The 24,660-nt window shown below is 41.0% G+C and carries 21 protein-coding genes; 8 read left to right on the top strand and 13 right to left on the bottom strand.

Annotation, left to right across the window (positions count from 1 at the left end; translation table 11 throughout):
* Positions 1-7: 7 nt before the first annotated feature.
* The 6 genes from AAA942_RS04760 to AAA942_RS04735 all read right to left on the bottom strand — a co-directional run bounded on the left by AAA942_RS04760 (position 8) and on the right by AAA942_RS04735 (position 6,933).
* Positions 8-1,246, bottom strand: coding sequence for an ROK family transcriptional regulator (locus tag AAA942_RS04760; RefSeq protein ID WP_338219090.1), 1,239 nt, complete (start codon positions 1,244-1,246; stop codon positions 8-10).
* Between the two features lie 450 nt (positions 1,247-1,696).
* On the bottom strand, positions 1,697-1,858 hold the full coding sequence (locus AAA942_RS04755; RefSeq protein ID WP_338219089.1) for a Lacal_2735 family protein: 162 nt from the start codon (positions 1,856-1,858) through the stop codon (positions 1,697-1,699).
* 38 nt (positions 1,859-1,896) lie between these two features.
* A complete protein-coding gene (locus AAA942_RS04750) occupies positions 1,897-3,465 on the bottom strand; it encodes a toxin-antitoxin system YwqK family antitoxin (RefSeq protein ID WP_338219088.1) in 1,569 nt (522 codons plus the stop codon).
* A 677-nt stretch (positions 3,466-4,142) separates the two neighbouring features.
* Complete coding sequence (locus AAA942_RS04745; RefSeq protein WP_338219087.1) at positions 4,143-5,141, bottom strand: 3-oxoacyl-ACP synthase III family protein; 999 nt, start codon at positions 5,139-5,141, stop codon at positions 4,143-4,145.
* A 103-nt stretch (positions 5,142-5,244) separates the two neighbouring features.
* Complete coding sequence (locus AAA942_RS04740; protein ID WP_338219086.1) at positions 5,245-5,943, bottom strand: SOS response-associated peptidase; 699 nt, start codon at positions 5,941-5,943, stop codon at positions 5,245-5,247.
* Between the two features lie 30 nt (positions 5,944-5,973).
* Positions 5,974-6,933 carry a YheT family hydrolase gene (locus tag AAA942_RS04735; protein WP_338219085.1) on the bottom strand — a complete coding sequence of 320 codons (960 nt, stop codon included), beginning with the start codon at positions 6,931-6,933 and terminating at the stop codon, positions 5,974-5,976.
* A 111-nt stretch (positions 6,934-7,044) separates the two neighbouring features.
* Here AAA942_RS04735 and AAA942_RS04730 point away from each other — a divergent pair, with 111 nt between their 5' ends.
* The 4 genes from AAA942_RS04730 (at position 7,045) to AAA942_RS04715 (ending at position 11,480) form a co-directional block, all read left to right on the top strand.
* Complete coding sequence (locus tag AAA942_RS04730) at positions 7,045-8,676, top strand: pyruvate dehydrogenase complex dihydrolipoamide acetyltransferase (RefSeq protein ID WP_338219084.1); 1,632 nt, start codon at positions 7,045-7,047, stop codon at positions 8,674-8,676.
* A 162-nt stretch (positions 8,677-8,838) separates the two neighbouring features.
* Entirely contained in the window at positions 8,839-9,381 is a 543-nt protein-coding gene (gene hslV / locus AAA942_RS04725) for an ATP-dependent protease subunit HslV (protein ID WP_338219083.1), read from the top strand.
* Positions 9,382-9,491: 110 nt separating this feature from the next.
* Positions 9,492-10,157: a TetR family transcriptional regulator C-terminal domain-containing protein gene (locus tag AAA942_RS04720; RefSeq protein WP_338219082.1), complete on the top strand. Its 666-nt coding sequence runs from the start codon at positions 9,492-9,494 to the stop codon at positions 10,155-10,157.
* Between the two features lie 3 nt (positions 10,158-10,160).
* Positions 10,161-11,480 (top strand): ABC1 kinase family protein, encoded by a 1,320-nt coding sequence (locus AAA942_RS04715; protein WP_338219081.1) that lies wholly within the window; start codon positions 10,161-10,163, stop codon positions 11,478-11,480.
* Between the two features lie 31 nt (positions 11,481-11,511).
* Here AAA942_RS04715 and AAA942_RS04710 read toward each other — a convergent pair whose 3' ends face one another.
* A complete protein-coding gene (locus AAA942_RS04710) occupies positions 11,512-12,702 on the bottom strand; it encodes a PQQ-dependent sugar dehydrogenase (RefSeq protein ID WP_338219080.1) in 1,191 nt (396 codons plus the stop codon).
* Between the two features lie 91 nt (positions 12,703-12,793).
* Between AAA942_RS04710 and abc-f the strand changes: the two genes are divergently transcribed.
* Entirely contained in the window at positions 12,794-14,719 is a 1,926-nt protein-coding gene (gene abc-f / locus AAA942_RS04705) for a ribosomal protection-like ABC-F family protein (protein WP_338219079.1), read from the top strand.
* 36 nt (positions 14,720-14,755) lie between these two features.
* On the top strand, positions 14,756-16,021 hold the full coding sequence (locus AAA942_RS04700; RefSeq protein WP_338219078.1) for a type IX secretion system plug protein: 1,266 nt from the start codon (positions 14,756-14,758) through the stop codon (positions 16,019-16,021).
* A 33-nt stretch (positions 16,022-16,054) separates the two neighbouring features.
* Here AAA942_RS04700 and cas6 read toward each other — a convergent pair whose 3' ends face one another.
* The 5 genes from cas6 to AAA942_RS04675 all read right to left on the bottom strand — a co-directional run bounded on the left by cas6 (position 16,055) and on the right by AAA942_RS04675 (position 20,254).
* The gene (gene cas6, locus AAA942_RS04695; protein WP_338219077.1) at positions 16,055-16,948 is read right to left on the bottom strand and encodes a CRISPR-associated endoribonuclease Cas6; all 894 of its coding nucleotides are present in this window, start codon (positions 16,946-16,948) and stop codon (positions 16,055-16,057) included.
* A 96-nt stretch (positions 16,949-17,044) separates the two neighbouring features.
* Entirely contained in the window at positions 17,045-18,142 is a 1,098-nt protein-coding gene (ychF, locus tag AAA942_RS04690) for a redox-regulated ATPase YchF (protein ID WP_338219076.1), read from the bottom strand.
* A gap of 5 nt (positions 18,143-18,147) precedes the next feature.
* The gene (locus tag AAA942_RS04685) at positions 18,148-19,236 is read right to left on the bottom strand and encodes an AI-2E family transporter (protein ID WP_338219075.1); all 1,089 of its coding nucleotides are present in this window, start codon (positions 19,234-19,236) and stop codon (positions 18,148-18,150) included.
* A gap of 68 nt (positions 19,237-19,304) precedes the next feature.
* Positions 19,305-19,634 carry a DUF3276 family protein gene (locus AAA942_RS04680; RefSeq protein ID WP_338219074.1) on the bottom strand — a complete coding sequence of 110 codons (330 nt, stop codon included), beginning with the start codon at positions 19,632-19,634 and terminating at the stop codon, positions 19,305-19,307.
* 272 nt (positions 19,635-19,906) lie between these two features.
* Positions 19,907-20,254 carry a 4Fe-4S binding protein gene (locus AAA942_RS04675; protein ID WP_338219073.1) on the bottom strand — a complete coding sequence of 116 codons (348 nt, stop codon included), beginning with the start codon at positions 20,252-20,254 and terminating at the stop codon, positions 19,907-19,909.
* Between the two features lie 123 nt (positions 20,255-20,377).
* On the opposite strand from AAA942_RS04675, the gene AAA942_RS04670 reads away from it, so the two are divergent.
* The gene (locus AAA942_RS04670) at positions 20,378-21,418 is read left to right on the top strand and encodes an acyl-CoA reductase (protein ID WP_338219072.1); all 1,041 of its coding nucleotides are present in this window, start codon (positions 20,378-20,380) and stop codon (positions 21,416-21,418) included.
* Here the strand turns inward: AAA942_RS04670 and AAA942_RS04665 are convergent.
* The gene (locus tag AAA942_RS04665) at positions 21,403-23,178 is read right to left on the bottom strand and encodes a sensor histidine kinase (protein WP_338219071.1); all 1,776 of its coding nucleotides are present in this window, start codon (positions 23,176-23,178) and stop codon (positions 21,403-21,405) included. The genes AAA942_RS04670 and AAA942_RS04665 overlap by 16 nt on opposite strands.
* A gap of 74 nt (positions 23,179-23,252) precedes the next feature.
* Between AAA942_RS04665 and AAA942_RS04660 the strand changes: the two genes are divergently transcribed.
* Positions 23,253-24,569 carry a TIGR00366 family protein gene (locus AAA942_RS04660; RefSeq protein WP_338219070.1) on the top strand — a complete coding sequence of 439 codons (1,317 nt, stop codon included), beginning with the start codon at positions 23,253-23,255 and terminating at the stop codon, positions 24,567-24,569.
* Positions 24,570-24,660 lie beyond the last annotated feature (91 nt).

The following is a 24,660-nucleotide window of genomic DNA, read 5'->3' as shown; positions in this document are numbered from 1 at the left end:
CATTTTTTTAATTCAAAATATCTTCAAACAGCTTCTCATTTACCACGGCAACGCCTCCGAGAAGCCCTACATCTTTTCCTAATTTATAAAGGGAAAGTTGGGTTTTTTCCCGGGATTTGGCCATGCTGTAGACATTGAGGGCCTGTTGGATCGGGGTAATCAAGTATTGGTCAGCTTCGGCAACTGAGCCTCCGATAATGATCAGTTCGGGATTGAGTAGTTGGATAAGGATGGATATTCCCCGTCCCAGATCCAAACCCGCTTCGGAAAGGATGGTAATAGCCCTTTGATCCCCAGCCAAAGCAGCCTCTACTACTAATACAGGCTCCATTTCTCCGCTATGGTCTCTGACAATTCTTGCCAAAATGCTGTCTTTGTCGAGTTTAAGGGCTTCTTCTGCCATTCTCACGATTGCAGTACCGGATGCCACTGCCTCCAAGCAACCTCTTTTCCCGCAAGTACAGATCACATCCCGGGATTCGAAGATGGGAGAATGGGAAAATTCTCCTGCAAAGCCGGAGGAGCCTTGATAAATCTTACCGTCTATAATGATTCCCAATCCAATTCCCCAGCCAATGAACAGGCCTAGTACATTTTTGTGAGAACTTTCTGCTCCGAATTTAAACTCTGCCAAAGTCATGGCACGGGCGTCATTTTCCAAAAAGACTTTTTTCTGAAATCTTGATTCCAAGTTTTCCAATAATGTCTTTTTTCCAAAACGGAGATAGGTATAATTGATTCCAGCTACTGAATCCACCAAGCCCGGCATAGAGACCCCAATTGCAATGATTTTTTGAGAATCAATTCCTGATTTGGAAAGGTAATGTTCGATTTTATCACTCAAATCATCGAAGGTCTCTTTTTCGTTGTTCAGGGTGATTTTGAAAGATTCTTTTTCGTGGGCTAGTTCGTGCTGGCAAGAATATAGAGCAAGGCAAACATTAAACTTAGAAAGGTCTACCGACAAGACATAAAAGGCATCAGCTGCCAAACGATAGAGATCGGGTTTTCTTCCTCCTTGGGACTCAGCTCGACCTTGCTTGATTACCTCTCCGGAATTCATCAAGTCGTTGAGCAGGGCATTTACAGTAGGAAGAGAAATGCCAACTTCATTGCAGATTTCGCTTGCTGTATTCGCTCCCTTGGTATAGAGATTCTTGATTATCTTGATTTTGTTGAGGTAGCTTTTGATTTCTACCACACCTTCCATCTTGGAGATGGTTTCTTTAGGATTGATTAGGTTCATAAGGTCAAAGAATTGACTCAAATAAGCGAAATTTTATGTTTCCTGAAAGTACTTTTTTTAAAAAATCAAAGAATAAACCTTTTTTGTATAGAAATATTCAAATTAATTAAATCATGTAAGCTTGATTAGTCGAAGAAATGATTTTTGAGGTTGGTGTAAAGAGAATAATTTGTGAAAAAGAATATTTTTCAACTACCTGATTCAACGAGACTGCCTTATTGGGCCTTGATACGTTTGATTTAAAAGCATAAAAAAACCCGGGAGATGTCATCCATATTCCCGGGTTTTCAAAAATTGTTATAGAGTCCGTAGCTCAATCACCCTTAAATAAACTTTTACGTCTATTTCGTCTAGCGGACGAGGTTAAACAGTATTTAAATTTACATCTATTTTTTTGAAATCCAAATTTTTAGCTTTAAAAATATGTTTTCAATATCTGAAATACATTTTTCATAGTTTTTCAATTTTCTTTGCGATCTCCTCCGCTTCAGCCATCATTTTATCAGCGGCGGTTCTGTTGGAGTGGGACAGTTTGTGGGCATCACTCAAAAGCTTTTTGTAGGCTTCCTGCAGTTTTTCTTTTTCGGTTTTCTTTTTGAACAGTCCAAACATGGTTTTTTCTTTTTCTAACCCCAAGGATGCAGTTTTGTTTAGTTTCTAATCAGAGGGGCAGAACTGTTTACTACAATCTCATCCTGTTTAAAATTAATCAGGTCTTCCAGCCTGCCGGAAGTATTGTAGTACCTCCAAGGACCCTCCTTTTTTCCATCTAGCATTGCCCCCTCTGAAGCTTTTCTTCCGTTTTCATGATAAAAAATCCAAATGCCGTCAGCCTTACCAGACTTGTATGTTCCTTGGGACTCTTTTTGACCTGATACGTAATAGGTGATTCTTGTTCCGTTACCGTTAGAAAGAGTTCCTTTATCATATTCTTTATCTCCAGTGTAGGAAAAGTAAGGGCCTACATTCATCAGTCTTCCATTTTCCCAAAACTCTTCTTGGGTCAGGGTTTTGTTGTCATAGAAGAGTCCCCAAGTTCCATCTTCAAATCCTAACTTATAAGCTCCTACGGATTTGAGTTGCCCTCCATCGTAATAGTAAAACCATTGTCCGTTTTCCATTCCGAGCATGTATTCACCCTCGGCTATTAGGATTCCGATTTTGTTGAAATATTTCCAAAGTCCGGTTTTCAGATCATTTTTATACTCTCCTACAGAATATAGTCCACCGTCAGGGAAATAGCTTTTCCAAAGTCCGTTTTTAGCTCCGTTTTCGTATTGACCCTGAACGGAAACGTCTCCGGATTCATGGTTTTCGATGTATTTTCCTACAGGGACTCCCAATTCAAAGGTCTGTCTTTTTGCCAGATTTTTATTTTCAAAATATTCCTCCCAAGTCCCGACGGCAATGTTGTTTTCGTAGATTTCGATGCGGGCGATTCTTCCGCTTGGGTAATAATAAGTCCAAGTACCGTTCCTGTTTCCGTTTTCATCATAAATCTCCAAAGCCTCCAAAGTTTTTGTTCCAGGAAAATACCGCTTCCATTCTCCTATCTTCTTCCCGGTTTTGTAGGTGCCAGCTTCCAGAATTACCCTTGGCAAAGAATAAGTCTTGAAAGCTCCATCAAACTCTCCTTTGACATTGAATGCTTCGGTGATCAGATTTCCATCCGGGTCATATTCCAGATATGGGCCTTCTTTAAAACCATTGACATAAAATTCGCTGATTGCCAATTCTCCAAATTCATAGTAGGTGACCCATTGGCCTGTTTTCAATCCATTTTCATATTGGCCTTCTACTCGGACTTGCTTGGGATTTACGTAATCCGGCATGTTTGCTTTTCCCCAGTATTCAGTGTATTTGCCTACCAAAACACTATCCTGAAAAATAACTTCTTTTTTGAGCGCACCTTCTTCATCGTAATATTTCCCCGGACCAAAGGGTTTTCCGTCTCTGTAGACAAGGCTTTCCTTTCTTTTTCCATTGGGATAGTAGGAAGTCCAACTGCCATCTCTCTGTCCTGACTTGAATGTCCCTTCTACAAGCAATGTGTTGGTTTTGGGATTATAAAATTTCCAAAGACCCGATCTGAGGTTACCGTCAATTACCCCTGTACCCATAAGAGTAGAGTCGCTGTTGTATTGTCTCACAAGCTGGGGTTCTTGAGCAAAGGATGAAAAACTGATCAGGATTAGAACTACCAAAAGGAAATGTCTCATTTATCTAGGGTTCTGTAAGGGTAGTTGGACTAAAGGAAAACGTAATCTTATTTCTCTTTCACGTTCAACGGAGGAAACTCATTCCTGTTTGAAATTAAGTTATTCCTTTTGTGTTTTTTGAAGAGAAAGCAGAATTTCTACCAGTTTTTTTATTTCCAATTTAACATTATTCAAATTGACCAGAAAGTCCCTCTCTATAGGAATTGACTTAAACCAAACTTTCGAACTGTATCCTGAGGAATGAATTTCTGCCAATTTTCTGGTATTCTTTTTTTCCAGAATCATTTCTGGATAGTCCCAAGGAGATTCGGAAAGGGAAAATGAAAACCCTGTTTCAATCAGGCTTTCATCTATTTGGGGGGAATTGTTTCCAATGATCAGAAAAAGAAAAAATCCGTGACCAAACCAATTCAGACATCGAATATTTACTCCTGATTCAGGTGAAAAGTCCCTTATCAGATCCAAGACCTGATAGGGAAAACCCAGTAGATCATTTCCTTTGGATATTTTTTTTCCTTTGGAGAGAGGATGTGCAGATTTTAAATACTCATTTTCGAAGTGATTCCCGATTGATTCCAGAAAAAATAAAAACTCAGATTTAAGCCTGTTTTGTCTTTTGATAAGATCTTGATTCAACCAAAGGTCAAGATCAAGCTGGGGCATTTCGTTGTTTTCTTTTACCATCTCAAAAGTGCTGAGGCCCAGGCAAAGCCAGACCCAAATGCAGCCAGACACACCAAATCATTCTCTTTCAGTCTACCTTGTTCCCAAGCCTGAGAAAGGGCAATAGGAATGGTGCCTGCAGTGGTATTTCCCAAATACATGATATTGTTGAAAACCTTCTCATCAGGAAGCTCAAGCTTCTTTTGGATGTATTGGCTGATACGGAGGTTTGCTTGGTGAGGTACGAGTAGGTCAATCTCTTCTTTACTGATTTGATTGTGGTTCAAGGCTTCTTCAATTACCTCTGCAAAACGGACCACTGCGTGTTTGAATACAGCATTACCGTTCATTTTCAGGAAAAAATCTCCCCGGTCTATCATTTCCTGTGAGATCCTTACTTTTCCGCTGGAGCTTGGTGCAATACAATAGAGTTCTTCTGCAAAACTCCCGTCCGAATGAAGGTGCGTACTCAGGATTCCCGGCTGGTCCTCTTCTACAGCACCCAATACTACGGCACCTGCACCATCTGCAAATATGACCGCGCTGGACCTGCCTTCATCACTTTTGTCCAAAGCAGAGGATTGTATTTCTGCCCCAACTACCAGGACCTTTTTATACATCCCTGTCTTGATAAACTGGTCTGCAACGGAAAGGGCATAAATAAAGCCCGAGCAGGCATTTCTTACATCCAATGCTCCGATGGTTTTCAAGCCCAGTTCTCGCTGAAGCAAGACTCCATTGCCTGGAAGAAAGTAGTCTGAGGTAATGGTTGCAAATACCAGAAAATCAATTTCTTTTGGGTCCACTTTAGCCCGGTCCATAGCCATTTTTGCAGCTTTGGCAGACATATTGGTGACGGTGTCTACTCCAGGAGTAAACCAGCGACGTTCCTGAATCCCGGTCCTTTCCACAATCCAATCATTGCTGGTATTCATCATTTGGGAAAGTTCCTCATTGGTCACAATTCGCTCAGGCACATAATGTCCGGCTCCGAGGATTCTGGATTTTTTCATGGGTATTTGGGTTTATTTTTTCCAATACATTAAAAAGGACCGGCAATATCGGAACTAGATGCCATTCCGGCAAAAATGAAAGCCACATGAAATTGGATTGAACTTACCCAAACAGCGTATAATTCCCATGTTGATCCATGGGAGAAGTTCTTCGGATAATTCCAGGAGAATCATTTTGAACTGAATTCACTAATGGGGATACGGTGTAGCTTTGCATCAGGTCGGGTGATGCTGGCTTCAGTAAAGCCAAAAGCTCAGTTTCATTGCTGTATTTATCCAGCCACTTTTTCTCATTCTCTCTAGACAAAATCACAGGCATCCGGTCATGCACTTCTTCTACTACCGAATTTGGTGTGGTAGTCAAAATCAAGAAAGTATGTTGAATTTCTCCATTGAGTCCTTCGTATTCCTCCCAGATTCCTGCAAAGGAAAAAAGAGATTCGTCCCGAAGGGTAAATCGATAGGGGATTTTGGTTTTTTTGCCCAGTCTTTTCCATTCAAAAAATCCGTCGGCGGGAACAAGACATCTTCTACTTTGAAAGGACGACTTAAAAGAAACTTTTTCGTGGACTGTTTCAGCTTTTGCATTAATCAGTTTTTGGGCCACGGGTTTATTTTGGCCAAAGTCAGGTGTGATTCCCCAGTAAAAGAAGGAAAATCCTTTAGGGCTGTCCGAAGTGATAACTGGTACTAGCTGAGTGGGAGCAATATTATACCTAGGCTTGAAGTCGGAGAGCATTTCCGCTTGAAATCTTTCCTCGAGGTCTATTTTGCTTTTGCTAAGTGAATATCTTCCACACATGATCGGGGTGTCTTGGTTATTTTGGGGAAGTTAGAGATCACTTGCAATAAATTCAACAGCTCTCTGCTCTGAATAGTGGCTTTTTTCCACATGCCTTGGAGTAAAGCCCACATGCCCCCCATGTTTTGGGATTTCAAGATGTACCGTTTCGGATTTTCTACATATTCTGACGGGAAAGCAGGTTTCACTTAAAAAAGGATCATTTTGAGCATTAAGAAGAAGGGTAGGGACTTCGATTTCGGTCAAAAACTGAAGCGATGAATTGACTTCATAATATTCTGCCGCGTCTTGAAATCCATGCAAAGGGCCGGTAAAATAATCGTCAAAATCTCTGAGCGTCTTCACTTTGGATAAATTCTGGATTGGCAACTCTCCGGGAAACAACTGGGATTTCCTAAGCACCTTTTCTTTCAGCGTAGATAGAAACCGCTTGGAATAAATGATATTTTCTCCTGAAGAGATTTTATCACAGGATTTAGCAAGATCTACAGGAACAGAAATCGCAACTGCTTTTTTGATTTTTTTACTTCTGGTTCTTTTTTCTCCCAAATATTTTAATGTCAAATTTCCCCCCAAGCTGAAGCCGATCAAGTTGATTTCCTGATATTTTTTACTTGCGTGATCGATTACTGTATCCAGATCATAGGTGGCGCCACTGTGGTAAAAAATAGGCTTTTGATTCATCTCTGTTCCGCATCCTCTGTAATTCCAAGCGAGTACGTCAAACCCTTTTTGAGTAAACTCACGAACCATTCCCAACATATAGGGACGAGTACTGTTGCCCTCCAATCCATGGCTGACAATTACCAATCGCTCACTTCCCTGTGAATACCAATCCAGCTCCAGAAAGTCTCCATCAGAAGTTTTAATTTTTTCCTTCGTGGCTTTTTGAGGGATGACTTTTCTAAAAAATGCGGGATAAATGGTCTCCAAGTGTCCATTGAAGAGCCACTTAGGGCGCACGAACTGTGAATTGCTGATGACAGGCATTGCTCCTTCTACCCAAAAACCATGCTCAAAATAGAAGATATAAATTTGAATAAAGCGTTTTTAAAAACTATTTTTGGACACTTTATTAACGAACAAGCTCGAAAATTACCTATGGCCGAAATAATCAGAATGCCAAAAATGAGTGACACCATGGAAGAAGGGGTGATCGCTTCTTGGTTGAAAAAAGTAGGAGATTCTGTAAAACCTGGAGATATCCTTGCTGAGGTCGAGACCGACAAAGCAACCATGGAGCTGGAATCCTATGAGGAAGGTGTACTTTTATTTATAGGAGTAAAAGAAAAAGATTCTGTCCCTGTCAACGGGATTATCGCAATTATCGGTGAAAAGGGGGAAGATTATCAACATCTTCTAAACGGATCTACTGAGACTCCTGCCAAAAAGGAGGAAAAAGAAGAACCCAAAGCTGAGGCTCCTAAGAAATCTGAAAAAGCTGCCGAAAAAATCGATACCTCCAATATCAATGCTACCGTAATCACCATGCCTAAAATGAGTGATACCATGCAGGAAGGCACGATTGCATCTTGGTTGAAAAAGGTGGGTGATGCGGTCAAGGCCGGTGAAATCATCGCAGAAGTAGAGACCGACAAAGCGACCATGGAACTTGAATCTTATGAAGATGGGGTTCTATTATATATTGGGGTGGAAGCTGGCAATAGCGTCCCAGTAGACGGGGTCATTGCAGTCATCGGAGAAAAAGGTGCAGATTTTCAAACATTACTCAAAGCCCATGAAGCGAGTGGTTCTGCTGAGGAAGCTTCAGAAGAGCCAAAGACTGAGGCTAAAGAAGAACCAAAGAAAGAGGTCAAAGCGGAGGCTACAACTCCATCACAACCAGTTCATACCGCTTCGGGAGAACGTGTAAAAGCCTCTCCATTGGCTAAAAAAATCGCTGAAGAAAAAGGTTTTGATATACGCCAAGTTCCAGGATCCGGAGAAGGCGGAAGAATTGTTAAAAAAGATGTAGAAAACTTTGTTCCTACGGCTGCAACTCCTTCTGCGATCCAAGCACCTGGAGCATCCTCTGTACCAGCAATCGGCCAAGAAAGCTACAGAGAGGAGAAAGTTTCTCAGATGAGAAAAACCATTGCGAAGCGATTGGCTGAGAGCAAGTTTGGCGCTCCTCACTTCTACCTGACCATGGAAATCAATATGGATAAGGCCATGGAAGCGAGAAAGAGCATGAACGAGATTTCTCCTGTGAAGATTTCCTTTAATGATATGGTCATCAAAGCTGCCGCTGCGGCATTGAGACAGCATCCAAAAGTGAATTCAAGCTGGTTGGGTGATAAAATCCGATACAACGACCATATCCATATCGGTATGGCGGTAGCAGTAGAAGAAGGTCTTCTTGTGCCTGTGATTCGATTTGCTGACAATCTTTCTCTTTCTCAAATCTCCAATCAGGCGAAGACGCTGGGAGCAAAAGCAAAGAACAAGGAATTGCAGCCTAAAGATTGGGAAGGAAACACGTTCACTATTTCCAATTTGGGTATGTTTGGAATCGAAGAATTCACAGCGATCATCAATCCACCGGATGCCTGTATTTTGGCAGTGGGCGGAATCAAAGAAACCGTCATAGTCAAAGACGGTCAGATGAAGATTGGAAATGTGATGAAAGTGACTCTTTCCTGCGATCATAGAGTAGTGGATGGTGCGGTAGGTTCTGCATTCCTGCAGACCCTGAAAAGTTTGCTTGAAGATCCAGTCAGAATATTGATATAATAAATATAGCTGTCAAAAAGTCCTGGTTTTGCAGGACTTTTTGCATTTAGAACGGTTATTGGTAAGTAAATTCTTAAAATTCTGATTGAGTAATCAATATCGACCTTGTCTTATTTTTGATAGCCAATCACTCAATAACCAATATCCAAAAACTTTTACCTCATGGAAAAAATCAAATCAACAACAGTAGTGGCTATTCGGCACAACGGTGAAGTAGTCATCGGAGCAGATGGTCAGGCTACTTTGGGAAATACAGTTGCCAAAAGTTCAGTAAAGAAGATTCGTGTACTTCAAGGAGGAAAAATCATTACCGGATTTGCCGGTTCTACAGCAGATGCTTTTACCCTTTTGGAAAAATTTGAAGAAAAGCTCAACTCCTTTGGCAACAATATGAAAAGGGCCGCGGTAGAATTGGCCAAAGAATGGAGAATGGACCGGATGCTCAGCAGACTCGAAGCCATGATGATTGTGGCCGACAAAGACGATATCCTGATTATTTCCGGTACAGGAGATGTGATTGAGCCGGATATGGAGATCGCTACAATAGGTTCCGGAAGTATGTTTGCGCAGTCAGCTGCCCGAGCTTTGAAGAAATTTGCACCTCAGCTAAGCGCGGAAGAAATGGTCAGGGAGAGTCTTCATATAGCAGCTGATGTCTGCATTTACACCAATCACAATTTGGTCGTAGAGAAAGTAAAATCCTGACTTTCCAAGTTCAAGTAAATCAGAAGCCGGAATTCTTTTCCGGCTTTTTTTCTTTTTCCCTAAACCAGTTGGCTGGACTGCATGTTATAGACAAGAATACCAATAAGTTCATGGAAAAGACACCTGTCAAAAAAACTTCAAAGAAAGACACTAAGCAATTGATTTTGGATGGATTCAAAACCTATGTTTTAGAGCATGGGGCTGAGCCTAAATCCATCTTCAAGTTTACCAAAGACCTCAAAATGAAAGAGGAAGAGTTCTATACCTTTTTCACTTCTTTTGAGTCTGTAAAATCTGCTATTTGGGTTTCGATTTATGATTCCACCCTTCAGGCTGTAGAGAGTCAGGAAGTATTTAAAGAATACAGCGCCAGAGAGAAGTTTCTTTCCTTCCTTTTCACCTGGATTGAAGAACTGAAGAAAAACAGATCGTATCTCCTCAGCTTGTACGAAGATAAGTCCAAGTCATTCAAAGGATTGCCTGCTGATGCCCGTGAATTCAAAGAGAAGTTTAAGGATTTTGCAGGCGAGATCGTCTTGGAAGGAAAGGAAACTCAGGAGATAGCCAGCCGTCCGATTATTTCTGACAAATATGACGAAGCCCTTTGGCTTCAAGTATTATTCGTGTTCAGATACTGGCTGGATGACCGAAGTCCACGATTCGAGAAGACTGATGCTGCAATTGAAAAATCCGTCAATTTGGCTTTTGACCTGATGGGCAAGAGTGCACTAGACAGCTTCTTGGATTTTGCCAAATTTCTCTATCAAAACAAATAAATCATGGCTGGAAAAGTAAAAGAGCAGGAAGCAATCCCGGTTTCCAAGGTGCAGCGGGCGGCCAAATTTATCTCCACAGGAGCAAAAGTCGGTGGAAATTATGTCAAGCACTACGCCAAGAAAATGGTCAATCCATCTTTGGACAAGGAAGTGCTTCATCAAAGTAACGCAGAAGATATCTACAATTCGCTAAGTCAGCTTAAAGGGTCTGCTCTCAAAGTAGCTCAGATGATGTCCATGGACAAAAATCTGTTGCCCAGAGCCTATCAGGATAAGTTTACTATGGCTCAGTATTCTGCGCCTCCTTTATCTTATCCTTTGGTGGTGAAAACTTTCCAGCGATATTTTGGAAAGACTCCCGAGCAAATGTTTGATACGTTTACCCGCTCAGCAGTAAATGCTGCTTCAATTGGGCAGGTACATCAGGCTACCCTTAATGGAAAAACCCTAGCAGTAAAAATCCAATACCCGGGAGTGGCAGATTCGGTAAGTTCAGATCTTAAGTTGGTTCGTCCGTTTGCGCTGAGACTGCTCAATATGAATGAGAAGGAGCTGGATCACTACATGGAGGAAGTGGAGGAGCGATTAGTGGAGGAGACGGATTATCATTTGGAAGTGGAGCGTTCTCAGGAGATTTCTGCCGCCTGTGCACATATCCCCAATCTCCGATTTCCCAAATATTATCATGAGTTCAGTGCGGAGCGCGTGATTACCATGGATTGGATTGCCGGAAAGCATATAAAGGAGTGGATGGAAACCAATCCTTCTCAAGAATTAAAGAATCAAATCGGACAAGCTTTGTGGGACTTTTATCATCACCAGGTTCATAATCTAAAGCAAGTCCATGCTGATCCTCATCCCGGTAACTTCATTGTACAGGAGGATGGAGTCCTGGGAATCATTGATTTTGGTTGCGTAAAAGTCATACCAGAAGACTTCTACCAAGGATATTTTTCTTTGATAAAGAAAGACTTAGCTGTCAAAGAAGAGGAACTGAATAAGATATTCTATTCATTGGATTTTATCTCAGATAAGGACACCCCTGAAGAAAAGACCTATTTCAAAGGTGTATTTAAGGAAATGATTTCTCTTTTGGGTAAGCCTTTCCATGTGGATCGATTCGATTTCTCAGACGATAGCTACTTTGAGCAAATCTTCCAGCTTGGAGATCGTATTTCCAATGACAAGATGTTTAAGAAATCACGGCAGGCGAGAGGTTCTCGCCACGGATTGTATATCAACAGAACCTATTTTGGCTTGTACAACTTACTAAATCAGCTACAAGCAGAGGTAATTACTACGAAACCGGAATGGCTGAAATAAATAAAAAAGGGAGATAGATTCTCCCTTTTTTTTATGGCTTGGTGTAAGTGATTCTATAAATGCAATTTGCCATGTCGTCGGAGATCAGAATACTTCCGTCTGGTAGTTCCTGAACATCTACAGGGCGTCCCCATACTTCCTGACTTGCCTCATCAAGCCAACCCGAGGCAAAAGTTTTTCTTTCCGTAACATGACCGTTGCTATTTACCTGAACCCAATCCACTTCGTATCCTGATTTTTTACTGCGATTCCAGCTTCCGTGCTTGGCAATAATTGCGTTGTTTTTAAATGTCGTTGGGAACATACCTCCCACATAGAACCGCATTCCAAGCGGGGCGGTATGAGCACCCAATTTGGCAACAGGTGCCACGTAGGCAGAGGCATCCTTTCCTTTTTCTCCAAATTCAGGATCTTTCACATTTCCAGCATGCCAATACGGATAGCCGAAATGTTGTCCTTTTTGCGTGGCCCTGTTCAATTCACAGTCGGGAATATCATCTCCCATCATATCTCGCCCATTATCGGTAAACCAAAGTTCTTTGGTTACCGGATGCCAATCAAATCCGACGGTATTTCTCACCCCGTGTGCAAATACCTCCGGTTTGCTTCCGGGTTTGGTAACGTCCAATCGGGTAATACTGGCAAAAATTTCATCGTCTGATTTGCAGATATTGCAGGGAGCACCCACCGGCACGTAAAGCATCCCGTCTGGACCAAAGGCAATGAACTTCCATCCATGATGTCTTTCTGTGGGGTATCCATCGTAAATGACTTCGTATTTTGGATTGTTTAGGTTGTTTTTGATGTCTTTGAATCTTAGGATTCTGCTGACTTCGGCTACATAGAGATCTCCGTCTTTGTAAGCTACCCCATTGGGCATTCTCAGTCCTTCTGCAAGAATGAATTTAGAATCCGCTTTTCCGTCTGCATTCTCATCCACCAGTGCAAATACGCTATCTCCTTGTCTGTTGCCGACAAAAACAATTCCCTCCTCGGACATGGCCATGGAGCGGGCATTGGGGACATCTGCAGCCCAAACTTCAATTTTGAATCCGGGAAGTAATCGGATTTGATCCAGTTTGACATCAGCTTTTGCTGATCGGATATCCCTTTTGTTGCTGCTATTGGCGGTTTTGACCTCAGAAAGCTTTCCCTGGCAACTTCCGGAAAGCGAAGTTAGAGTGAGGGTAAAGAGTAGGATTGAAATTCGAAGTAGTCTCATCGGTGATATTATTTACAGCATTTAAGCTAAAACCTTTCAGATTGTTTTCCCAGAAAAGCGGTATAAACGGGCCTTTGGTTATTTTTGAGGCATGTTATCGATTAGTAATCTTTCCTATTTCATTGGCGGGCGTGCGCTTTATGAAAATGCCAATTTACATATCAAACCCAAAGATAAAATAGGCCTTGTAGGGCAAAACGGTACCGGTAAGTCTACTTTGCTCAAAATAATCAATGGAGACTATCAAGCAACCACGGGTGAGGTACAAAAAGCAAAAGACTGTACGATTGGCTTTCTGAATCAGGATTTGCTTTCCTATCAGTCAGACGACTCGATTCTCAATGTGGCTTTGGAAGCTTTCAAAGAGACTTTGGCACTTCAGGAGGAAATCGACCGGGTCCTTAAGCAGATGGAGACCGATTATTCGGATGAAATCATCAATAAGCTAGCCCAGCTTCAAGACAGGTTTGAAAGCAACGAAGGATATACCATCAAAGCTAAAGCAGAAGAAGTACTGGAAGGTATCGGTTTCAAGACAGCCGATCTCTCCAAGCCATTACGTCAGTTTTCAGGAGGTTGGAGAATGCGGGTCATGCTTGCCAAACTGCTTTTGGAAAAGCCTTCTCTTTTGATGCTTGATGAACCCACCAACCACTTGGATTTACCATCCATTCAATGGGTGGAGAATTACCTCAAGAATTATGAAGGTGCTGTGGTAGTGGTCTCTCACGATCAGACCTTTTTGGACAATTGCATCAGCACAACCGTAGAAGTGGCCAATCAGACTCTGACCACCTATCCGGGCAATTATTCTTTTTATAAGGAAGAAAAAAAGCTCAGAATGGAGCTCCAGCAAAACGCTTATGAGAATCAACAGCAGATGATCAAGCAGACGGAGCGGTTTATTGAGAGGTTTCGGGCTAAAGCTACCAAATCCAATCAGGTCCAGTCCAGAATCAAAGCGCTGGAAAGAATGGATAGAGTCCATGAGGTGGTGGATGATGAAGCTTTTGTGAATTTCAAGTTTAAATTTTCTCAGAAATCCGGCAGAGATGTGGTGGTTTTGGACCATGTTTCCAAAGCTTATGGAGACCTTCAAATCCTGAAAAACACCACAGCTCGGATAGAAAGAGGGGATAAGATTGCGCTGATCGGAGCCAATGGAAAAGGAAAATCCACTTTACTTCGAATCATAGACGGGTCTGAAAAGATAGAGGGGACACGTACCGAGGGGCACAATGTGATCAAATCTTTTTTTGCTCAGCATCAGTTGGAGGCCCTTACCTTAGATAATGAAATTATCCAAGAGATGTCCCAAGCTGGAAGTGGAAAAACCGAAACTGAGCTTAGAAACGTCTTGGGATGTTTTCTTTTCACCAATGATGAGGTATTTAAGAAAATCAAGGTACTCTCAGGAGGGGAAAAGTCGAGAGTGGCTTTAGCCAAAACCCTGATTTCTGAGGCTAATTTTCTGCTTTTGGATGAGCCTACTAACCATCTTGATTTTCAGTCAGTTAATATTTTGATTCAGGCCCTCCAGCAGTATGAGGGGACTTTCATTACCGTGTCCCACGATCGTCATTTTATCAAAGGGGTAGCTAATAAAATTTGGTATATAGAGAATCACGAAATCAAGGAATATCCCGGTACGTATGAAGAATATGAGTTTTGGAGAAGTCAGCAGACAGAAAGTCCTGCTCAAGAGACCAAATCCAAACCTACCAAAGCTAACTCGCCGACTCCCAATCTGAAAGATCCGGAAACGCAACAGGCCAAGCGTGAATTGAAAAAACTGGAGGAGCAGGTGGAAAAAATCGAGAAGGAAATCGAGTCTTTGGAACTGTTGAAGGCTGAAACGGAAGAATCCTTGGCCGATCCGGAAATCTATTCAGATGAAGAAAAGGCACGTAAAATCCAGGCGAGCTATGAAAATATCCAAAAAAACCTGGCTGAAGCCAATTCTAAATGGGAGGAACTTGTAGAACATGTCTCTACTTTGCAGGAAAAACTTGGCTAAGCCAAAGGTCTATGGCCAGAAATCTTAATTTTAGAGATGAACAAAAACATATTCATTCTTTTTATCTGTCTTCTTCCCGTAGCTTCTCTTTCACAGGTAATTGAGGATAGGGTTTATTCTGAGCATATCCAGTCTGTTCGTCTTTTTCCTTTGGGGTTAAATCAGGAAAGTATGCTGGATGCACCTGTAGTGAGCATCAATGATTCGAGGCCTTTGGTTTTGTTCTTTGATGATTTGGCGTATGACCCAGAGCTTTATACCGCAAAATTGATTCATTGCAATGCCGACTGGCAGAAGTCTTCATTACGGGATACGGACTTTTCACCCAATTTCAATCAGTTTAATGTCGATGACTATGAATATTCAGTCAATACAAGAATTCCCTACATTCATTATCGGTTTGAGGTTCCGAGAGTAACCAAGTCCGGAAATTACATTTTGCAAGTCTATAGAAACAGAAATGAGGAAGAAGTGATTCTTACCCGGAGATTCATGGTGTTTGAAGAGCTTTTCACGGTGGGTGCGGCCGTGGTACCACCCACACAGACTGAGGACCGAAGAGCTTTGCAGCAGATCAATGCAGTAGTCAATTATTCAAAAGTAGATGTGGTAGATCCTACTACGCAGATTAAGGTTTTGATTCGCCAAAATCAGCGTTGGGATAATGCGAAATACCTTTCAAAGCCGACTTTTTTAAACCAGAGTGCAAAAACTATGCGGTTCGAGCCTTTTGATGGCTCAAGCACTTTCCGGTCTGGTAATGAATTTAGATTTGTTGATTTGAGATTTATCAGAGCTACAGGGGTCAATGTGGCCTCGGTTCAAGTGGAGGAGACCATTGTTTTTGCGGAGACTTTGTTGAGTACCCCCCGTCCAGGTGGAGTATATTCGCAGTACTTGGATTTGAATGGACAATACGTAGTAGCTACCAATGATAGACCTGGTGGAAATCCAGAAGTGGAGAGTGAGTACATCTATACCACTTTTTATTTCCAGGCTGATCCTGCAAGGGAGATCAAAATGTTGGGAGCCCTCACCCAATGGGGGAATTCTCCGGAAGCAGCCATGAAGTACGATCCCAAAAATAATGTGTATTCCACCTCCTTGCTTTTGAAGCAAGGTTGGTATGATTATCAGTTTGGACAAATGACTTCCGAAGGCTTAGATACTGATCCAATGGAGGGAAGTCATTTTGAAACGGAAAATGAATATGAGGTACTGGTCTACTATAGGGGCTTAGGCTCCCGATACGATCAGCTGGTTGGGTATGTTTACCTTCAACCTAATCGAAGAAGGCTATAAAAAAATCCCCTTTGGAGAAGGGGATTTTGATGTTTAAGAATCTTGATTTTCGTCTGAGGATTCATCCTCTGTATCCGTTGGAGCTACATTTTGCCTTACTCTCTCTGTTGGTTTGTAAGGAACAAAACCTTCTCTTTTGAATTTGTACGGAGTAGTGCGATTTCCTGAAGGATGGTTGGCCAAATCCAGCATCCCAAATCCTTTGTGGGTAAATGCCCCTAGACCGCATTTGAAAACGAAATCTTGCACTTCAGGAGCAGCGTAAAGGGTGAAAGGAAGGGTATATCCTCTTACCTCATACTTCACATCCATGTCATACACTGCATAGATTCTAGCAAATTTCTTCTGCTGTTCTTTCAGCTTGTTTACATAGACCATGTCAGGAACTACCTGGAATTTGTAGAAAGACTCCATTTGTTCAGGAGTGTACCATCCTGATCTTTCCATTCTTGTCAAGGTAGACTCATACAGAAGATCGGAAAATTCATCGCTGTCAGGATTGATGAATCTCTTTCCAGCTTCCTCATTGAATGCAGGGGTGATCAATACAAGAGGAGAAATGCAGACGAACTTATTGGAGGTTTCCAATTCTGGTTCTGTTTCTATCTCTGTGTATTCAGGAGAAAGAATCAGATTTCCCAACTCAATCTTTGAAGTAGCAAACACTTGCTCAAGAAGGTAATCCATGAATTCTTCACTTTGTGAAGAGAGAACTAAGGTTACCAAACTTGAATAATAATGAAGGCCACTTCTACTTACTTTTGTCTGACCTTTCAAGCCAGAAAAGTTAAAGTAATTGTAATTGAAGAACTCTTCGCGCCCACCTTTTACAATCAATCCCTTTAGGAACTGTGCCAGGATATACTGGTGATGAAAGGGAAGGTAGGATCCCTTGTTTTTTAGTGAAAATATTAGTCTAACTCTCACGGGGTATTAAAAATAAAATGAGACAATTGTTATTAAAATACTTATTTTTTTGGGTGGATAAGCAATGCCAAAAGTACAAATAAATTTGAAAAAAAGTCAAACATTGAATCGAAAATGCATGATATCACCGTCTTGGACGACATATTCTTTGCCTTCAATTGATATTTTGCCGTTCTCCCGACATCCTGCTTCTGTCTTGTACTGCTGATAATCCGTAAGCTTGATTACTTCTGCTTTGATAAATCCACGCTCAAAATCCGTGTGAATTACCCCAGCCGCCTGTGGAGCTTTCCAGCCTTTGCGAATAGTCCAAGCTCTTACTTCTTGAACTCCAGCAGTGAAATAAGTGATGAGATTCAGCAAGGCATATGCTCCTGAAATAAGTCGATTAAGTCCACTTTCTTCCAAGCCATATTCGGAAAGAAACATTGCTTTTTCTTCAGCGTCTTCAAATTCCGCGATTTGAGATTCTATGGCAGCACAGAGGACAATTACATCCGCATGCTCTTCTCTCACCTTGTCCCGAAGAGCATCCACGTATTTATTTCCGGTGAGAATACTTCCCTCGTCCACATTGGCTACATACAACACAGGCTTGATCGTCAAAAGTTGAAGATCTCTGACCGCTTCCAAATCTTCTTTTTCTACCTCAATGGCTCTCGCATTGAGCCCAGACTGAAGGCCGGATTTGAATTGGTTTAGCGTCTCCAACTCCTTCTTTGCTTTTGCATCCCCAGATTTGGCAATCTTTTCTATCCGTTGGATTTTTTTCTCCACTGATTCAAGATCTTTTAACTGGAGTTCTGTATCAATGACCTCCTTGTCAAAAATAGGGTCAACACTCCCGGCCACATGAACGATGTTGTCATCTTCAAAGCATCGGATTACGTGAATGATGGCATCTACTTCCCGAATGTTGGCCAAAAACTTATTCCCAAGGCCTTCTCCCTTGGAAGCTCCCTTCACCAGACCGGCGATGTCTACAAATTCGATGATGGTCGGAACCACCCGTTGAGGGTTTACCAATCCCTCAAGAATCTGAAGTCTTCGGTCGGGAACGGTTACTACTCCCACATTGGGTTCTATGGTACAAAAAGGGAAGTTTGCTGCTTCTGCTTTTGCACTGGAAAGCGCATTAAACAAGGTGGACTTGCCCACATTTGGAAGTCCTACGATGCCACATTGTAAAGCCATTAATTTTATGCTTTGATTTTGAAAATTCGGTACGATTTGTATCCGGAGTACAGTTCCATCACAGATACTCTGAAAATGGTATAAACCGGTATGGCAAAGATCATCCCAAGGATGCCGGCGATTTTTGCCCCGGCAAAGATAACAACAAAAATTTCAAGGGGATGAGCTTTTACTGATTTGGAGAAGATCATGGGTTGAAGAAGCACATTATCAGTGATTTGCACTATAGCAAATACCGAAATGATCTTGATGAAAAAGTAGGTGTAGTCCTGTTCAGTAGGGAAAAAGCCGGTAGAAAGCCCAACTATGATTCCAAATGCTGTTCCGAGTAGGGGGCCAGCGTATGGAATCAGGTTGGCTACAGCTGCAAAAAGAGCAATAGTAAGCGCGTACTCCACTCCAACAATGGATAGTCCAAGACTTGCTATAAAAAAGATCGATAAAAGCTGAATGAAAAGTCCGGTTAAATAATTAGACAAGAGTTTTTCGACCTTGGTAAAGGTAGCCACTGAGATCTCAAAGTAAGAATTGGGAATTAGATTTAGCAAGTTTCGTCTGAGAAGTCCGTTTTCCAGCAAAAGGAAAAAAGTAATGAAAAATACTGCCATAATTCCTATAAATATTCCGCTAGTCAACCCAATAAAATCTCTGATGAATCCTCCTAGGTCAATGTTTTTTACAGCTTCAATTACTCCAACTTTAATTTCATTTAGCAGGTAGCCAGGTTGGTTTTCCATTAGCTTATTTCTTTGAAGAAATCTTTCAATTTTATCCAAAGGATCTTGAATTTTTGAATAGATCGTCTCCAAATCCAGATTGACCAAAATGCCAATCTGGTCATTGATCAAAGGGAAAAATAAAAGGCTGAGCAAAAACATCAATAGAAAAATGGCCGCAAATGAAAAAAGGATGGCCATCCATCGAGCAATATGTTGGCCCAAAAGATGGATGTCATGCAGTCTATTGGTCATTGGCCTCATTAGAGCTGCCAGTATCAAGGATATCACCAGATAGGAAGTGATATTGGAAAAGTACCAGCCGAATACCAAAAAGGCTGCTATGAATAAGATGAGGTAAAGGAAAAATCGCTGCATAAGGGCAAAATAAAAGGAGGCATTGCCTCCTCAAATATACTTGAAATGAAAAACTTTCAGATATAGACTCATTCCCATCTGAGTTCGTCATTCATTTCGCTTTCCGAATCTTCATTTTCATACTGCTCAAAATCAAAGTCGGGCAGAAGGTCGTTTTTAACATGATCTACAGCTTCGTTCAATGCATTGACAAACTTGAAGAAGTCTTCTTTGTAAAGGAAGATCTTGTGTTTTTCATAGCTGAAGCTATCCCCATTCATTCGTCTTTTACTCTCAGTAATGGTTAGGTAGTAGTCGTTTCCTCTTGTAGATTTGATGTCAAAAAAGTAAGTACGTTTACCTGCTTTTACTTTTTTTGAGAATATTTCTTCTCTGTCGTAACCTCTATTATCTTCCACAGTGCTTTCTTTTGGGGTTTTAAAACATTCTAAATTAAGGTTCTAAGATAAAAGAAAACCAATTTAGATTTCAAACCAGCTCTTCGTTTTTTTTTGAGAATCTGTAAAAAAATGAGTATAAAGTGTTAAAAATCAGAAATAAATATCGAATTGCTATCTGATTGAATACTTCTTTATTTTGGTGTCATCTGCTCATTTTGACCATTGAATCCTAAAAAAAAACAGCAAACGTTTTGGGTTTGCTGTCTTGATTATTGAATCCTAATGAGGATTTATTCCCCATGGAGATAGGCCTTTTTGGCCAATAATTCTTCTTCAGTTTCTCTGTGATCAGGATCATCTACACAGCAATCTACAGGACAAACCGCTGCGCACTGAGGTTCTTCATGAAAGCCATTGCACTCAGTACACTTAGCAGTGACAATGTAATAGAATTCGTCAGAGACAGGGGTTTGCTTCTCAGTTCCGCTTACTGTTGATCCGTCTTCTAAAGTGACTTCTTTTAGGGAAGTTCCTCCTCCCCAAGTCCACTCGACTCCACCTTCATAAATTGCTGTATTTGGACATTCAGGTTCGCATGCACCGCAGTTGATGCATTCGTCTGTAATCATTATTGCCATGGTCGGTTCAATTATTTCTTTTCAAAAATACTATGTGTATAACATACAGGCAACAAAAAAGTTGTCATACTAATTAATTTAAAATTATTCCATCCTTTTTTTCCTTTTGGGTACCTTTGTCCCATGAAGGAAACATTGACTTTCTCGGACAGAATAAGCGGCTTTGTAAAATTGGGCAAGCGATTGTCCAATTTACGTGAGGAGGAAAAATCAGAAATTTTCAGAAGAGCCTACAACCAAAACAATTGGTTTGATGAAAGATCAATCCGTCAGGCCTTAGATGGTTTGTACGTTTTGCTGGAGGAATCAAACATGAGAAATTGGCTTGCCGGCTATAAATTGACGAATCCTCAATCTCCTAAATCCATTGGCTTGCTTATGGCCGGAAATATTCCTGGTGTGGGATTTCATGACCTGATATGTGTATTGCTTGCTGGGCATAAGGCTTCTGTCAAATTGAGTTCGGGAGATTCCTTTTTTTCAAAATGGTTAATTGATCAGCTTGTATCCATCGAACCTGCATTTTCCAGCCAAATCCAAATCGAAGAAATGCTGAAAGGAAAGGATGCTTATATCGCTACAGGAAGTGACAACTCCTCCCGGTATTTCCATTATTACTTTGGAAAATACCCCCATATCATCCGGGCTAATAGAACTTCTTTAGCAGTCCTAACCGGTAAAGAATCTGATCAGGATTTATCCGAACTGGGTAAGGATATCTTTTCTTTTTTTGGCTTAGGATGTCGAAATGTCTCCAAAGTATTTGTGCCTAATGAACAGGTCCTTCATCGCTTGCTGGATAATTTGGAAAGCTATCGGTATGTGATGGAAAACCACAAATACTTGAATAATTACGAATACACCAAAGCAATCTACCTAGTCAATAAAGAAGACCACTTGGATAATGGATTCCTACTTGTAAAACCAAGTGATGCTTTGGTTTCTCCGATTGCTGTACTCTTCTATGAGATCTATTCCAGCGAGGAGGAGTTGAATGAAAAGTTGGTAGAGATCAAAGAAAAAATCCAATGTGTGGTGGGAGATCGGGCAAATCATCCGGATCGTATTGCTTTTGGGAAGGCCCAAGAACCGAAACCTTGGGAATATGCAGACCACATGGACACCCTGCAGTTTTTATTGGGATTGAATCAATCCTTAGGTTGAGGTATTTTAGCAATTGGTAGTGAAAAACAGAACTTAGAACCTTTGCCCAACTCCGATTCGATTTGAAGTTGTCCCTTGTTTTTCAACACATATTCTTTGACCAGAATCATCCCAAGGCCGGTTCCACTTTCATTGCTTTGTCCACGTGTAGTAAACGAAATACCGGAATTTAATTTTTCCAAATTTTCCTTGGGAATACCAATGCCATAGTCCTGTATGCAAATAGTCACCCAACTTCCCTCTAGCTGGGTAGAAATTTTTACTTCATTTCCTTGGTTCGAAAATTTTATAGCATTGGAAATGAGATTTCTGAGGATCAATTCCATCATATTTTTGTCGGCATGGACCAAAACCTCATCTTCCAAGTCCAGATCTAAGGTTATTCTCTTTTCTTTTGCTATCCGGCTTAGCAGGTTTGCCTGATTTTTTACCAGAGTAGAAATATTTAAAGTTTGAGGTTCTATGTATTCTCCTCTCAACTGGGAACTGGTCCACGCTAGGAGATTCTCCAGAAGTATTGCCACATGTTCCATGTTTTTGGAAACCTCAGGAAGCATTTCGATAAACTCCTCTTCTGAAATCAGCCCGTTTTGCGTCAAATGAATAAGCTCTTTCACGCCAAAAATGGGTCCCTTCAGGTCATGAGAAATAATTCCGAAGAATTTGTCTTTCAAATCGTTCAGCTGCTGGAGTTCCCTTGCTTGAGTTTCCAGTTTTTCTTTTGTCAGTATAGAATCGGTGATATCTTCAAAGAGAAGCAGGTTACCGGAGTAAAGTTGATTTTTGTTTTTTAAGGGAACAGATTCGATTTTAAGAATGATTTTTTTTCCTTCCATTTCCATACTGCTTTCTATGGATTTGGGCTCATTCTCCTCGATTAGGTTTAGAATTTCAGGTCTATTCCAGAATAATTCATTGGCGTTTGCACCAAGTTTGAATACCTCAGGTCGGGTACAAAGCATTTTAGCAGCGCTGTTAAAATCCACCACTCTTTGATTGGAATCCAAGACGATTAAGCCCCTAGTGACCAACTCCAAAATCTGATCTCTCGCGATTGGCTGTACACTGAGGAGATTGAATCGGGCAATAAAATATCCCAAAATCAAATAACAGGTCAAAAAAGCAAATGGAGTGAGGTCCAGCCCTTCATAAGGTTTGAAAACGGAGGTTTGATAAAGGATATTTACCAGAATGGGAATTACTCCGCCCGCAATCAAAATCTTGGTTTGAAGTTTAAATCTCCTATTGGCAAATCGATATCTTTTCCAAAGAATTACTGTCCCAAGCAGGTAGGTCAGGTATGCGTAGACTGTCTGAAAATAATACCAAGGACCTTTTTCGATCCCTAGGAAAAAATAATCCCCCGACTGGATTAACCAATTGGATTTATAGTGTAATTGATGGAGAGAATTAGTCAGTACTATGAGATAGGTGATACCGGGAATAACAAATAAGGCAGGCACTATCCATTTCAGCTTTTTAGGATCAAAATCAGTGTATTTGAGAGAAAAGATCAACCAGAAAGTAGGCGCAAGCAAAAGACCCAAGTATTGCACTTTGCTCCAAATGAGCATTTCATCTACTGTTTTACAAGTCAGTTCGATACCGTAAAAAAAACCCCAAAATGAAAACGCAAATAGAGTCAAGGCCATCCATTGAATGGAGCCTTGAAGTTTTTTGACCAAAATCAAGGACAATATTCCTCCAGCCAATCCAAAAAAAAGAAGAAAGCTTGCGAAAGGGTTAGAAAGGAATTCCATAATTTGAAATCTTCATCCAGATAGAAGGTGATTTACGATTCTAGTTTAAGGAAATAAGTTTAACTAAAAAAAGATTGGAAAAAAGAAAAACAAAAAATGACTATTCGTTTTTGGCTTCGCCTTTTGGCTTGGTTCTTTTGCTGACATTTTTCACATTTCTTTTAGTAATTAATAACAATCTTTCTAATGAGTCAGGTTGGATTTCTGCTTTTTCTAAATCATTTGAATTTTGGCAATCTGGATTTTTTAGTCTCCTGGCCTTTACCATGCAGATGATGATGGTTTTAGTATTTGGATATGCCTTGGCTATATTTCAGCCTATCCATGCTTTTCTATCTCGATGGGCCCAAATACCCAGTTCACTTCCTAAGGCTTCCTTGCTGGTAGCTGGCTTGACTATGGGAGCGGGTTTGCTCAATTGGGGGTTTGGGCTGGTTTTAGGTGCAATTTTTTCCAAAATGGTTCATGAAGCTTTGTTGAAGAAAGGAATTCCTTCCCGGCTTGAACTTCTCGCGGCCTGTGGGTATTTAAGCTCTTCGGTATGGCATGGTGGATTGTCAGGTTCTGCATTATTGGCCATAGCAGAGTCTGGTCATGTTTTAGAAGATTCAATTGGTATAATACCTGCTTCGCAAACAATATTTTCCTCTTTAAACCTGATGATTAGCGGAGGGCTTGTCTTTCTTTTTTTGATACTTGCTTTTTTCTTGGCCAAGGTGTCAAAAGGAACTCTGGAAACCATACCAGGACGCAATTTGGAATCAATCAGTAGAGGCCATCAAAATCCTTTGGCCTGGATAGCAGGTATACTTTTGGTTTCTTCATTTGCCCTTGGTATTATCTCCGGTCAATTTCAAGGACTTTCTTCTATTTCACTCAATTGGGTGATTTTTCTGTTGTTTGCCTTGGTTCTGCTAGCCTATAGAAGTTGGGAAAAATTTAACCTAGCGGTGAGTCGAGGTCTGGGCAGTGCTTTGGATATTTTTATTCAATTCCCCTTTTATGGTGGAATAATGGGATTGATTACCGCCTCTGGTCTTCTTATGGAAATTTCACTTTGGACTTCATCACTTTCCGGAGCAAGGACTTTGGCTGCCTTTACTTTTGTATCTGCGGCCATTGTAAATTTTTTCGTGCCTTCGGGTGGAGGACAGTGGGCCATTCAGGGGCCTTTAATCATGGAGTCTGCGAGATTTTTAGATGTGGGCTTCAATAAAATGGCACTAGTATTTGCCTATGGTGATGAAATTAGCAATCTGTTACAACCTTTTTGGGCATTACCATTATTGTCAATCACCGGAGTTTCCGTTAAAAAACTCCTTCCGTATTGTCTTGTGTTTTTTGTTTTCGGGTTTGCCTATTTGTTTGCCATGATCTGGTTCATCGTCTAGAAAGTGGACTATTTGATCCCAATAAATAGGTATTCAGGAAACCATTAGACAAAATCTGAGGTTAGATTTTAAGGGTTTTACCTATATTCGC

This window comes from Algoriphagus sp. oki45, assembly GCF_036245605.1.
In the GTDB taxonomy this organism is placed as follows: domain Bacteria; phylum Bacteroidota; class Bacteroidia; order Cytophagales; family Cyclobacteriaceae; genus Algoriphagus.
Note: the sequence above shows the minus strand (reverse complement) of the source record. Positions and strands in the feature narration are given on the sequence as shown.

Bases quoted from the DNA above. Each gene is read 5' to 3' on its own strand.
- AAA942_RS04760 (WP_338219090.1), bottom strand. From the start codon at position 1,246: ATGAACCTAATCAATCCTAAAGAAACCATCTCCAAGATGGAAGGTGTG.
- AAA942_RS04675 (WP_338219073.1), bottom strand. From the start codon at position 20,254: ATGGCAATAATGATTACAGACGAATGCATCAACTGCGGTGCATGCGAA.
- AAA942_RS04740 (WP_338219086.1), bottom strand. From the start codon at position 5,943: ATGTGTGGAAGATATTCACTTAGCAAAAGCAAAATAGACCTCGAGGAA.
- AAA942_RS04700 (WP_338219078.1), top strand. From the start codon at position 14,756: ATGAACAAAAACATATTCATTCTTTTTATCTGTCTTCTTCCCGTAGCT.
- AAA942_RS04745 (WP_338219087.1), bottom strand. From the start codon at position 5,141: ATGAAAAAATCCAGAATCCTCGGAGCCGGACATTATGTGCCTGAGCGA.
- AAA942_RS04710 (WP_338219080.1), bottom strand. From the start codon at position 12,702: ATGAGACTACTTCGAATTTCAATCCTACTCTTTACCCTCACTCTAACT.
- abc-f (WP_338219079.1), top strand. From the start codon at position 12,794: ATGTTATCGATTAGTAATCTTTCCTATTTCATTGGCGGGCGTGCGCTT.
- AAA942_RS04755 (WP_338219089.1), bottom strand. From the start codon at position 1,858: ATGTTTGGACTGTTCAAAAAGAAAACCGAAAAAGAAAAACTGCAGGAA.
- AAA942_RS04730 (WP_338219084.1), top strand. From the start codon at position 7,045: ATGGCCGAAATAATCAGAATGCCAAAAATGAGTGACACCATGGAAGAA.
- ychF (WP_338219076.1), bottom strand. From the start codon at position 18,142: ATGGCTTTACAATGTGGCATCGTAGGACTTCCAAATGTGGGCAAGTCC.
- AAA942_RS04665 (WP_338219071.1), bottom strand. From the start codon at position 23,178: ATGGAATTCCTTTCTAACCCTTTCGCAAGCTTTCTTCTTTTTTTTGGA.
- AAA942_RS04670 (WP_338219072.1), top strand. From the start codon at position 20,378: ATGAAGGAAACATTGACTTTCTCGGACAGAATAAGCGGCTTTGTAAAA.
- AAA942_RS04720 (WP_338219082.1), top strand. From the start codon at position 9,492: ATGGAAAAGACACCTGTCAAAAAAACTTCAAAGAAAGACACTAAGCAA.
- AAA942_RS04750 (WP_338219088.1), bottom strand. From the start codon at position 3,465: ATGAGACATTTCCTTTTGGTAGTTCTAATCCTGATCAGTTTTTCATCC.
- AAA942_RS04685 (WP_338219075.1), bottom strand. From the start codon at position 19,236: ATGCAGCGATTTTTCCTTTACCTCATCTTATTCATAGCAGCCTTTTTG.
- AAA942_RS04715 (WP_338219081.1), top strand. From the start codon at position 10,161: ATGGCTGGAAAAGTAAAAGAGCAGGAAGCAATCCCGGTTTCCAAGGTG.
- AAA942_RS04735 (WP_338219085.1), bottom strand. From the start codon at position 6,933: ATGCCTGTCATCAGCAATTCACAGTTCGTGCGCCCTAAGTGGCTCTTC.
- hslV (WP_338219083.1), top strand. From the start codon at position 8,839: ATGGAAAAAATCAAATCAACAACAGTAGTGGCTATTCGGCACAACGGT.